Annotated in this window: 13 protein-coding genes; 9 read left to right on the top strand and 4 right to left on the bottom strand. The window is 32.6% G+C overall.

Going from position 1 to position 12,354, the window contains the following annotated elements; translation table 11 throughout:
* Positions 1–20 precede the first annotated feature (20 nt).
* The 5 genes from P8625_RS00925 (at position 21) to P8625_RS00905 (ending at position 4,583) form a co-directional block, all read left to right on the top strand.
* A complete protein-coding gene (locus P8625_RS00925) occupies positions 21–1,559 on the top strand; it encodes a rhomboid family intramembrane serine protease (protein WP_279651631.1) in 1,539 nt (512 codons plus the stop codon).
* 143 nt (positions 1,560–1,702) lie between these two features.
* Positions 1,703–2,578 carry a tetratricopeptide repeat protein gene (locus P8625_RS00920; protein ID WP_279651630.1) on the top strand — a complete coding sequence of 292 codons (876 nt, stop codon included), beginning with the start codon at positions 1,703–1,705 and terminating at the stop codon, positions 2,576–2,578.
* A gap of 210 nt (positions 2,579–2,788) precedes the next feature.
* The gene (locus tag P8625_RS00915; protein ID WP_279651629.1) at positions 2,789–3,079 is read left to right on the top strand and encodes a hypothetical protein; all 291 of its coding nucleotides are present in this window, start codon (positions 2,789–2,791) and stop codon (positions 3,077–3,079) included.
* A 3-nt stretch (positions 3,080–3,082) separates the two neighbouring features.
* Complete coding sequence (locus tag P8625_RS00910; protein WP_279651628.1) at positions 3,083–3,427, top strand: hypothetical protein; 345 nt, start codon at positions 3,083–3,085, stop codon at positions 3,425–3,427.
* A 169-nt stretch (positions 3,428–3,596) separates the two neighbouring features.
* A complete protein-coding gene (locus P8625_RS00905; protein ID WP_279651627.1) occupies positions 3,597–4,583 on the top strand; it encodes a toll/interleukin-1 receptor domain-containing protein in 987 nt (328 codons plus the stop codon).
* A 115-nt stretch (positions 4,584–4,698) separates the two neighbouring features.
* On the opposite strand, the gene P8625_RS16215 is transcribed toward P8625_RS00905, so the two are convergent.
* Complete coding sequence (locus P8625_RS16215; protein ID WP_322790504.1) at positions 4,699–4,965, bottom strand: transposase; 267 nt, start codon at positions 4,963–4,965, stop codon at positions 4,699–4,701.
* 111 nt (positions 4,966–5,076) lie between these two features.
* On the opposite strand from P8625_RS16215, the gene P8625_RS00900 reads away from it, so the two are divergent.
* Positions 5,077–5,817: a hypothetical protein gene (locus tag P8625_RS00900; protein ID WP_279651626.1), complete on the top strand. Its 741-nt coding sequence runs from the start codon at positions 5,077–5,079 to the stop codon at positions 5,815–5,817.
* Between the two features lie 346 nt (positions 5,818–6,163).
* On the opposite strand, the gene acs is transcribed toward P8625_RS00900, so the two are convergent.
* Positions 6,164–8,071 (bottom strand): acetate--CoA ligase, encoded by a 1,908-nt coding sequence (acs, locus tag P8625_RS00895; RefSeq protein ID WP_279651625.1) that lies wholly within the window; start codon positions 8,069–8,071, stop codon positions 6,164–6,166.
* Positions 8,072–8,139: 68 nt separating this feature from the next.
* On the opposite strand from acs, the gene P8625_RS00890 reads away from it, so the two are divergent.
* Complete coding sequence (locus tag P8625_RS00890; protein WP_279651624.1) at positions 8,140–8,916, top strand: sulfite exporter TauE/SafE family protein; 777 nt, start codon at positions 8,140–8,142, stop codon at positions 8,914–8,916.
* 84 nt (positions 8,917–9,000) lie between these two features.
* Here the strand turns inward: P8625_RS00890 and P8625_RS00885 are convergent, their stop codons facing one another.
* On the bottom strand, positions 9,001–9,471 hold the full coding sequence (locus P8625_RS00885) for a Dps family protein (RefSeq protein WP_279651623.1): 471 nt from the start codon (positions 9,469–9,471) through the stop codon (positions 9,001–9,003).
* Positions 9,472–9,588: 117 nt separating this feature from the next.
* Between P8625_RS00885 and P8625_RS00880 the strand changes: the two genes are divergently transcribed.
* Positions 9,589–10,530, top strand: coding sequence for a hydrogen peroxide-inducible genes activator (locus P8625_RS00880; protein ID WP_279651622.1), 942 nt, complete (start codon positions 9,589–9,591; stop codon positions 10,528–10,530).
* 94 nt (positions 10,531–10,624) lie between these two features.
* Here P8625_RS00880 and P8625_RS00875 read toward each other — a convergent pair whose 3' ends face one another.
* Positions 10,625–11,053 (bottom strand): DUF3995 domain-containing protein, encoded by a 429-nt coding sequence (locus P8625_RS00875; RefSeq protein ID WP_279651621.1) that lies wholly within the window; start codon positions 11,051–11,053, stop codon positions 10,625–10,627.
* A 49-nt stretch (positions 11,054–11,102) separates the two neighbouring features.
* Between P8625_RS00875 and hutI the strand changes: the two genes are divergently transcribed.
* On the top strand, positions 11,103–12,338 hold the full coding sequence (gene hutI, locus P8625_RS00870; protein ID WP_279651620.1) for an imidazolonepropionase: 1,236 nt from the start codon (positions 11,103–11,105) through the stop codon (positions 12,336–12,338).
* The last annotated feature ends 16 nt before the right edge of the window (positions 12,339–12,354 follow it).

Below are 12,354 nucleotides of genomic sequence, written 5' to 3'. Positions count from 1 at the left end.
TTTAAAACCAACATCGAGAATTGAACAATATTAAAACAAAACTTCAAGAAGTATATATTCCATTTTTAATAGTTTCGATTGGAACTATTCTTTTTTACAACATATTTCGTTGGACTTTAGATATCAAACTCGGAATTTTACCCTTAAAAGAAAACTTATTGAATTTTTGGATTCCTTTCACTCTTCCTTGGATTCCAATACTTATTTGGTTACGAAGAAGAATTCGAATTTTAAATGTTAGAGGTAAAAGAGATAATGGATATTTTGGATATCAATTTGCTATGGCAGCAGCAATGGCTGTACCAATAATAATAAGTCAAAACTACATTGAAAAAGGTTCTTTTGACTTAAATGAAATATCTTCAATCTCAAAAGTTAAAGAATTAAAAAACGAAAAGTATTTTAAAATAAACTCATTTAATATTGACCATAACTCAAGTCTTCCATATTTAACTGCGAGAACTTCTGGTCGAAATAATGATAATCTGAACTTTTATTTATATCTAGCCTGTCCATTTGAGGAAACGAGCTCTATTTGGTATGGAGTTGAGTATAAAAAAAATTTAAGTAATCGTATTAATGAACAAAGGAAAAATTCAGAATACAGGACTTTTTTAAACAAATCAGAACGAGAATTTAAAACTTATAATTTTCAAGATGTAGAATATTTTGAACGACTAGGGTATTCAGACGACAGAGACGGATTTATAGAAGCAATAAAAGAAAGAAACCCTAATCTTAACGAAAAAGAACAAATAATACTTGTCCCAAAAAATGATGTTTTTGAAGAAAGACTTGGCAATTCATTTTTCTGGATTTTTGGCTCTTTTGGAATTGGAGCATTAGTCCTTTTGGTAATGGTAGTTATTCCAAAAATTGACGAAAAGGAATTAAACGATTTTAAAAAGAATAAACCGCTAAAAGAAGACGATTTAAAGGATATGTTAGGCTTTTTAAATCCAATGGGCAAAAATAAAGCTACAGCGATTTTATTGCTTTTAAATATTATTGCTTTCCTAATTATGACATTTGACGGGTTAAACATAGTCTCGCCTACACCAAAGGAATTGCTCGAAATTGGAGGAAATAGACGAATAGAAGTTATGAATGGAGAATATTGGAGATTATTTTCTTCGATGTTTATTCACGGTGGAATATTACACTTATTTATGAACTTAATAGGTCTTGGACTTGGAAGCAGTTTATTGGAAAACATTCTTGGTTCGGTAAAATTAATAATTACCTACATTGTTTGCGGAATACTTGCAAGTTTAGCGAGTATTTATTGGCACGAAAACACAGTTAGTGTTGGAGCATCTGGAGCAATTTTTGGACTTTATGGTCTGATTTTGGCTTTTACAGTTTTTAAAATTTACCCAAATTATATGAGAGGAATGACTTGGATGCTATTAGGACTTTACGCAGGATTAAGTTTGTTATTTGGATTTTTAGGAGGAATTGATAATGCAGCTCATTTTGGTGGACTGATAAGCGGATTTGTGATTGGAGGAATTTTAATATTGACAAATAAAGAACAACTGAAAAAAAACGCAAGCTAACAACGTATATAAAAAATAGCGGTTTAATCGCTTAATCGAAAGAAAATAAATAAATTAGAAGTCAGTTATAATCCGAAAAGTTAGTGCCTGAAATCCGCTACTTTTCATATACAAGACCGTTGCCAGTAATTTAAACAGACTCAATGAACAAAACACTAACATTACTATTTAATATTTTAATTTTTTCTACACTTCAAGGGCAATCTGTATCTGAAAAGATTGCAATAGATGCTTGTAAATACTTGGACTCAATAAATGACATAAAGATTCTTCAAGACAGTATTCGAGGAAGTATTACGAAATCTATGGCTAATGTTATGATGGAAGGTAGTCTTGATGAAAGAAAACAAATTACAACTGTTGAAGGTATTCGAGGAACGATAAAAAAAGCATACGATATACTTCCAAGTTATTGTTATAATGTAAGGAGACTGGTAATTGAAAATAAAAAAACTAAATTCTACGGCTTATCTAGTAATTTCGAAGCTAATAAATACTTTGATAAAGGGAATGATTATTTAGATTCTAAAAAATTCAAGAAAGCAATAAAAGAATTTAAATCTGCTATAAAATTAGACCCGAATTTTATTTATGCAATTGACCATCTAGCAATATCATATAGAATACAGGAAGATTATAACAGTGCTGTGAAATATTATAAAAAATCACTTGAAATATTCCCTGAGGGAAATGTGGCTTTGTTAAACATAGCTGTTTGTTATTCTAAGTTAGAAGATGACGAAAACTCAATAAAAAAATATGCTGAATTAAAATTCCTTTATCCGAATGACCCAGAAGGCTATTTTGGTTTGGCAAAAATGTTATTAATCAAAGAAGATTATGAAAATGCGTTGGACAATTTATTCATAGCTCATCGAATATATTTGGAAGCTAATTCTGAATATCAAAAAGACAGTCAAAAGTTATTTGAATTTATAAGTGCTAAATTAGAGGAATTAGGAAAATCTGAATTGATTGAAAGAAAAGCTAAAGAGAATAACATAACAATTAAGGAATAAAAACTACTGGTAACAACGTATATATCTCATAGCTAGTTAGTTGGATAATTCAAAGTTAAGGCATATTTGCAAGTCCGCCAAATTTTTAACTTTGCTTATTAAAAAGAAAGGTAATAAGAAAATTAAAAAATTTGGCTCGTGCCTAACCGAAAATTAATCGCTAATTTACACGCTACGAGCCATATACAAGACCGTTAGCACACATTTGAAATGAAAATCGGAACTACTATTTTAATAACATTAATTTTATTAGTCATTGTTGTGTTTGCAATGGGTGGAGGGCACGGAACTTATTTACCAGCAAAAGTTGTTTATCCATTTTCAATGTTAATTGCTATTTTAACAAAAAATGGAATAGGAATCTTGTCTATTATAATTGCTGTTGTTCAAGTTCCAATCTATGCACTAATTCTGACTAAAAAATTTAAATGGAAATTTTACTTAGTGGGAGTTCATTTAATTTCAGTAATAACCTGTCTGAATTTACCATCTAACTTTTAAGAAATGAATGTGAACGAATTTTTAAAAGTTAAAACTAATTATATCGGAATTGGAATTATGTCAATACTCTTTTGCGGAATTCTTTTACTTCTAATCCTAATAGAGACTCTAGCTTTCTTTCTGATTTATGGCTCTGGAGCAACTTCTAGCAGAATAGCCAAATTGTGGTACGTTGATTTGATTCTAAATTATCTTCCAATTTTAATAGTAGGCGGATTTTTAGTCTTTAGAATAAAAAAAGAATATTATAAAGAAGAATTAGTAAAATTTAAAACAAATTTGATTACTCTTTTGATTTTGATGTTACTTTTCGCATTAAGAAATCATTTAGAACATCTGATTTTTTAAAATGGAAAAAAACGTGTGGTAACAAGGTGTATAATTAATTGCGGCTAAATTTCCTCAACGGAAATTCAATCTTATTAATTATCTTTCCGCAACAACGGAAAACGACTCGCGTCTTTTCACGCAAAAAATCATACACAAATACGTTAACCGTTATTAAAACAGAACCTGAATGAACATGAAAAAATGTCTGAATCTAGAATATGATGTAGTTTTATCTTTTGCTGGCGAGGATAGAGATTATGTAGAAAAAACAGCAAGTTTTCTTCGGAAATCTGGAATTAAAGTGTTTTATGATTTGTATGAGGACATTGATTTGTGGGGGAAAGATTTATATCAGCACTTAGATGATGTATACCAGAATAAAGCCAAATACGCAGTCGTCTTCATATCAGAACATTATAAAAGAAAGCTTTGGACAAATCACGAACTGAAAAGTGCACAGGCTAGAGCATTTTCCGAAAGTGAAGAATATATACTTCCAGCAAGATTTGATGATACTGAAATACCTGGGATTCGAAAAACAATCGGCTATGTTTCATTGATTGATTTAACACCAATTAATTTTGCGAAGAAAATAATCAAAAAGTTAGGAGATATTGAACCTGAGAAGTTTCTACCTGATGATATTACCTATATCAAAGAGTTATTTAATTCTTTATTTGAGGATTTTGAAGAAGAAGAAATTGAAAGCATTGTTCTGTATATTTTCAATAAATTAAAATTAACAACTGATAGAGAACGACAATTTCTGACTGCATTAGTAATGCATTCATGCCGACATGATATAACAGAAGATTTACACGAGGATTTTTCGCTTTTTGAAAGAGTTACTGGTTTTAATAGGGAGGAACTTATTGACATATTAAAGAGTTTAACCAATCTTGGATTTGAATATAGTATAACAAAATCAGGAAGTGAATGCCATGATAATGGGGTTGAACATGCCTATGAACATTTAAGCGTAAAAATGATATCTCGCGAACCTGAATTGGTCTTAGTTAACGTGACAATGGTTCTGGTGTTTATGTACTTTGGAGCAATGAACGGTAAGTGTGAAATCTGTTGTATGGATACATTACAGCGACTTGATTTTTCTGATTTAAAAGATAACCTAGATGATGAAGATTTAGAATTTATTATTAGGTGTATTCCTTAGCCAGAAAATGACGAAAATGAAGAATAACAACGGCTAACAATGGTAGCTGATGCACAACCCCAAAATTTCAAAAGGTAGAATTCATTTGAAAGCTTTGTAATGTCTTTATATAAAACTAAATCAAAATTTTTAACTCCTTATTTTGCCTTTTTTCTGAGCTTAAAACGACATTTATTAAGTGATATCGTACGTTTTTTAACCAAAACACACAAGTAGCTGCTTTGGCCTCAGTTTTAGTAGTTGTACCCAAGAATTTTAATAGTTTTTTAATGTTGTATGCAGCCCCCGCCATGAGCATGCACTTATTCGCCCCATCAATACCCCTAACATTAACTTTGCGCAAGCCCATATACTGCGTGAGAGTTCCAAAAACAGGCTCCACAATTTAATCTACGATAAAATTTTCTTGGGGTGCATGAAAAATTGGTTCAGTTATTTTTAGTAAATTAGTAAACAACGCAACGAAACGTTGTAAAACATTTAAGAGAAATCAATGAACAGAATTTTAAGCCTATTAATTTGTGTATTTTTAGTAACATCTTGCGGAAACAAACGTGAGGGTGAACAAAAAACTGGACTTCTATCAAACTTCATAAGCATAACTGATAATGAAGATGCTGGAGTAAAGGAGATTCTCGAATTTTATGGCGGACAATGCAAATATGCGATAGGAGTTTCCGCTTCAACAAAAGACGGAAAGAAAAAATATTTTGAACTTGAAATGAGTAAAAGCGGAATTTTGGAGGATAATGCTAATAGAATCGAGATGCCAGCTTCAAATATTGCCTATCTTTTTTACAGAAACTTAAAAGAAGAAAAAGAGAATTATGATGAAATTCATTCGATTATAGTTTTTGAGGACGGAACAAAAAAGACCTTTGAGTATTCAACTGAAACACTCGAATTAGTTGATGAAAGAATGAGTCTCGTAAATCATACGGTTGATTTATTGACTAAAAAAGATTACGAATCTCTGAAATTATTACTCAATACCGAATTATTTGAATTTGACAAAAATGAATTCTTAACTAACATTAAAAAATTTGAACCACAATTAGGAAAAATAAAGGAGTTCAGACCTTTTGGATTTAGAATAAGGGAAGCAAAAAATGGAATTAATCTTCTTCACGTTTCTGGCGCATTAATTAGAAAAATTCAAAATAATGAGTTTAGTGTTGATATGGATTTGAATTCAGGCAAACAGGAGCTTTACCTGTTACAATATAAATTATAATCGAATAAAAAACGTTTTACAACACCGGTAGCTGATGCACAACCCCCAAATTTTAAAAAAATGGAATTCATTTTAAAGCTATGTAATGTTGTATGCAGCCCCCGCCATGAGCATGCACGTATTCGCCCCATCGATACCCCTAACATTAACTTTGCGCAAGCCCATATACTGTGTGAGAGTTCCAAAAATAGGCTCCACAATTTAATCTGTAGGCTTCCCCTTTTTAGGACACCTTAAAAATTAAACGCTTTCTATACTTCAACTAAACATCAATAATTCGGGTAGATTTCATATAACTGAATGAAGTCATATGAAGCCAAATCACTCAAAAATCCCTTTGCTTTGGTTATAATCTATCATCAATTATACTTTGTACTACTTCAGGGTTTAAAAGCGTGGAAACGTCTCCTAAACTATCCAATTCATTGTGTGCTATTTTTCGCAGAATTCGGCGCATAATTTTTCCTGAACGCGTTTTTGGTAAACCTTCCGTAAACTGAATTTTATCCAATTTTGCTATAGGACCAATATGCTCTGTAATAACTTGATTGATTTCTTTGCGTAAATTATCTTGATTTCTTGCCTCTCCTGTTTCTTTTAAAATCACATATCCATACAAGGCATTTCCTTTTACATCGTGAGGATAACCAACAATCGCGCTTTCTGCAACTGCAGGGTGTTCATTGATAGCATCTTCAATAGGGGCTGTTCCTAAATTGTGTCCTGAAACAATAATTACATCGTCTACCCTACCCGTAATTCGGTAATAACCTACCTCATCACGAAGCGCTCCGTCGCCTGTAAAATACATACTATCGAATGCAGAAAAATACGTTTCTTTATAACGCTGATGGTTTCCCCAAATAGTTCTTGCCATAGAAGGCCAAGGAAATTTTATGCACAATCTTCCATCAACCTGATTGCCATTTATCTCTTTTCCGTTTTCATCCATCAAAGCTACTTGAATTCCTGGCAAGGGCAATGTTGCATAGGTTGGTTTGGTAGGCGTAATATAGGGCAATGGCGAAATCATCATACCACCAGTTTCTGTTTGCCACCAAGTATCTACAATGGGGCTTTTCTTCTTTCCTATATTATCATTATACCAGTGCCATGCTTCTTCATTTATTGGCTCTCCTACCGTTCCTAACACTTTTATTGATGACAAATCGTAATTGTTTACAAAATCCAATTTTTCTTTTGCCAATGCTCTAATTGCTGTGGGTGCTGTATAAAATTGATTTATATTATGTTTTTCAACAATTTCCCAAAAACGCCCAAAATCTGGATAGTTAGGAACTCCTTCAAACATCACCGTAGTTGCTCCGTTTGCTAATGGTCCATAAACAATATAACTGTGCCCTGTTATCCAACCAATATCTGCGGTACACCAGTACACATCGTTTTCTTTATAGTTAAAAACATTTTTAAAGGTATAGGCTGTATACACCATGTAACCTGCTGTGGTGTGCAACATTCCTTTAGGGCTTCCTGTTGAACCAGAAGTATACAGTATAAACAACGGGGCTTCAGCATCCATAATCTCCGGAACACAATCTTGATACGCTTCTTCCAATAAAGGTTCTAGCCACTTATCTCGTCCTTTTTTCAACTGAATATTGGAATGAATTCTTTTGGCAACTAATACATGTTCTATAGTAGGACAGTCTTCTAATGCTTCGTCAACAATACTTTTTAAATCAATTGTTTTTGCTCCTCTGTAAGAACCATCAGAAGTAATTACCATTTTTGCTTTACAATCATTAATTCTCGTAGCCAATGCTGTTGACGAAAATCCTGCAAAAACTACTGAGTGTATCGCTCCTATACGAGCACAGGCTAGTACTGAGATAGCCAATTCTGGAATCATTGGTAAATAAATACAAACTCTGTCTCCTTTTTTAATTCCGTGTTCTTTTAATACATTGGCAAATTTACAAACACGCTTATGTAATTCTTTGTAAGATATATGCTCGGCTGCTTCATTTGGGTTATTAGGCTCAAATAGAATAGCTGTTTTATCTCCTCTAATACGCAAATGACGATCGATACAATTTTCTGTAATGTTTAGCTCAGCTCCTTCAAACCATTTAAACTCCGTTTTTTCAAAATCGTAGTTTAACACAGTGTCCCATTTTTTTCTCCAAACAAAGTGCTCTTCTGCTATTTCTTCCCAAAACAATTCAGGATTTCTTACAGATTTTCTATATACTTGAAAATATTCTTCTAAGTTTTTTATATGGTAGTAACTCATTTGTTCTTTTTTGGTAGACTAATCTACAAAAAATCATTTATAATTTTTATTTACAATATATTTACCCGATGGAAATTGTTATTGATACTATTTTACATAATTGGCATCTTATTTTGCTCTTCTTTATCATAGCCGTTCTGTACTCTTCAGTTGGGTTTGGTGGGGGGTCTAGTTATTTAGCTGTTTTAGCACTTACTGGATTACTTTTTACACAAATAAGGGCCATTGCTTTACTTTGTAATATCATGGTGGTTACTGGCAATGTTGTACTGTATACACAGCAAAAACAATATCATTGGAAAAAAGTGATTCCTCTTACGTTATTTAGCATTCCTATGGCTTTTTTGGGAGGATATCTACGTATAAACCAAACCTTTTTCTTTATTCTTTTAGGCTTTACACTACTTTTTGCTGCAATTACCATGTGGGCTTCTAACAAAGTAGTTACCAACGACAGTAAAACTACTACCGATTTAAACTTGGCAAAAAATGCTAGTTATGGTGGAATTATTGGTCTTATTTCTGGAATGGTAGGTATTGGCGGCGGTGTTTTCTTAGCTCCGTTACTTCATTTAACGAATTGGGATACTCCTAAAAAAATAGCAGCTACAGCAAGTTTTTTTATTTTGGTAAATTCTATATCCGGACTAATCGGTCAGTATACAAACCCAGAATTTTCTATTAACTGGCAGCTTACTTCTATTCTATTAGTTACGGTTTTTATAGGCGGACAAATTGGTAACAGAATGAGCAACCAATTCTTTACTGCTACGCAACTAAAAAAGGCAACCGCTATTCTAATTGCCTTTGTGAGCATTCGTATTTTAATTAAGTATTTATTCTAATTTTGTTTTTAATGCAGATAAAAACAAAAAAAGTAATGCTTTCGCATTACTTTTCAGTGCCCCCGGAAAATGGACGATTATTTCTTAGCCTAGCCAAGCATTCATCATCCAAAGCGTTTTTTCTTGCTCTACTATAAAATCACTCATCATTGAATTTGTTCCCTCGTCTCCTGCTTCATCAGATAAATCAAGAATTACACGTTCTATTTTCAACAATTCAGTTAAAGAATCGATAATCAATTTTACCGCTTCAACATCGTTTGATATATTTTTTCCTACTGGTACTTTTGATACGTTTGTATAATCATCAAAAGTATGCAAAGGTTGTCCTTGTAAAGTTAAAATACGCTCTGCTATTAGGTCTACTTTTTCTTGTGCATCGGTGTAAATTTCTTCAAATTTCATGTGCAATTCAAAAAAGTTTTTTCCCTTTATATTCCAATGCAAACCTCTAGCATTTTGATAATACACTTGAAAATTGGCTAGTAATGTATTTAATTCGCTTATTAGGTTTTCTGTTTTACTTTTATTTAATCCTAAGATTGTAGTTGACATATTATTTTGGTTTTTAGTTCTTTACTTTTTCTGTTACAAATTTACCGTAACTTTCTACAATTTCACCATAAACAAAATCAATTATTTTAATATCTTTATTGAAAATTTTTATTAAAGATGACCATAACACAATTAAAATACACATTAGCTGTCGCTGAATATAAAAACTTTACCATAGCTGCAGAACATTGTTTTGTTACACAGCCTACTTTGAGCATGCAAATTCAAAAATTAGAGGAAGAATTAGATGCTAAAATTTTTAACCGCTCAAAAAAACCTATTGAACTAACTGAAGTTGGAAAACGTATTGTAGAGCAAGCTAAGATTATTATCGACGAAAGCAATAGAATTATAGATATTGTACATCAGCAAAAAGGGTATATAGGTGGTGAATTTAGATTGGCCATTATACCTACAATTATGCCTACATTACTTCCAATGTTTTTAAAAACATTTAATAAAAAGTATCCTAAAGTGAAACTGATTATTGAAGAACTAACTACTGAAGAAATAATTAGGAAACTCATAGACGGACATGTCGATGCGGCAATTGCCGCCACTCCATTAGAAAATGAAGCTATTAAAGAACGTGTTTTATACTACGAGCCTTTTATTGGTTTAATTCCTAGCGAACATCATTTATTTAAACAAAAGAAATTGAAAGTTGGCGATTTAGAGGTTGATGATATTTTACTATTAGAAGACGGACATTGTTTTAAGGATAGTGTAATTAATCTTTGTAGAACAAACAAAAGAAATAAAACACAGCATTTTCAACTTGAAAGTGGAAGTTTTGACACCTTAATTAAGCTTTCTAAAGATGGTTTAGGAATGACCCTGCTTCCTTATTTAAATACTTTAGATTTGAATGAGGGAGATAAGTCACATTTAAGAGAGTTTGAAACGCCGTCTCCTGCACGCGAAGTAAGTTTGATTTATCATAAATCTCAGTTAAAAATGCAATTGATTGAAGCGTTAAAAAGTACTATTGATGGGGTAATTAGAGGAGCTATTGCTTTTAGTGATGTAGAAATTATCAGTCCGCTTCAAAAAAATTGATGTTGGTAGAATAAAAATTCGAAAAGCATTTTGAAAGCTACCGCTTTGAACAGGGTAAGCTCTATAGATACTTATAACAATTTATGGTTCTCTCTTACCCCGAAAACGCCATCAACACCCCAACAACCCCTAAAAACAAACAAAGTGGAGAAAAATATTTGGTGTCGTTTTTGGCAAAAGCAGTAGTTTTAATTTTCTTAAAAAAACCAACATACTTAAAATCACCTATGGCTCTAATAAGAAAAATACTTGCTACAACATACAGTCCGTACTCTTGTAGCCATTTGGGCATAGAACCTAACGTAAATAACTGTGTTTTTTCTGCATAAACTATTGCAAAACTACCGATAACCATAGCCACTATAAAAGTAAGTAGTTTAAACGGATTCATTGCTTTTTCGTTTGCCGTTTTGGTTGGTATAACAGCATCTACCCATAACGTTCCACCAAAAGCCCAATAAATGTGAATTAACGAGATAAAAAAGAGTATTAAAACACAAATCACTCCTAAAAAATCTATCATACATTGTAGTTTTTAACGTAAGTTTGTCTAACAAATTTAAGTATTTCAAATGACAACTTTATTCGTAAACATCAAAGAATTAATCCAAATTAGAGAAAAGAGTACTAAAAAAGTATCAGGAGCTGCGATGAATATTTTACCGACCATAAAAAATGCGTTTTTATTGGTTAAAAACGGTATGATTATCGACTATGGAAGCATGAAAAAAGCCCCTACCTCTGCTGATAAAATAGTGGATTGTACTGGTAAAATGATGTTGCCAACTTGGTGCGATTCGCATACGCATATTGTATATGCAGGCAATCGTGAACAAGAGTTTGTAGATAGAATTAACGGATTAAGTTATGAAGAAATTGCCAATCGTGGTGGTGGTATCTTAAATTCGGCAAAGAAGTTACAAGAAACCTCCGAAGAAGAGCTATACCAACAATCGGTAAAACGGTTAGAAGAAGTGATTGCTTTAGGTACGGGTGCGATTGAAATAAAATCAGGGTACGGCTTAACTGTAGCCGCTGAATTAAAAATGCTACGTGTCATAAAAAAGCTACGCGAAAACTACCACATTCCTATCAAAGCTACTTTTTTAGGAGCGCATGCTTTTCCCACCAAATACAAAAATAACAAAGAAGGCTATATCAATTTAATTATTAAAGAGATGTTGCCTAAAGTTGCCGAAGAAAACCTTGCTGATTTTGTAGATGCTTTCTGCGAAACTGGGTATTTCTCGGTAGAAGATACTGATCAAATTTTAACCGCTGCGCAATCATACGGACTCACGCCAAAAGTACACGTAAATCAGTTTACAACTATTGGCGGCGTACAAGTAAGTGTAAAACACCATGCCTTGTCGGTAGACCACTTAGAAGTAATGAATTCAGAAGATATCGAGGCTTTAAAAGGAACACAAACCATGCCTGTAGCCTTACCCTCGTGTTCGTACTTTTTAAGCATTCCATACACTCCTGCTCGTGATATCATCAAAGCTGGATTGCCTTTGGCTTTAGCCACTGATTACAACCCAGGATCTACGCCATCAGGAAACATGAATTTTGTCGTAGCAACCGCTTGTATTAAAATGAAAATGACCCCAGAAGAAGCAATTAACGCAGCAACGATTAATGGAGCCTATGCAATGAATTTATCTAATGAGGTTGGAAGTATTACCAAGGGTAAAAGAGCCAATTTAATCCTAACGAAAGAAATTCCTTCGTATGGGTTTTTGCCCTATTCCTTCGGAAGTAATTTAATCGATACCGTATTTATTAATGGGAATGAAGTGTACTAATAAACGTGTCGTTCCT

Origin of the sequence: Tenacibaculum tangerinum (assembly GCF_029853675.1) — a bacterium.
In the GTDB taxonomy this organism is placed as follows: Bacteria; Bacteroidota; Bacteroidia; order Flavobacteriales; family Flavobacteriaceae; genus Polaribacter; species Polaribacter tangerinum_A.
This window is presented reverse-complemented; position numbering and strand designations above follow the sequence as displayed.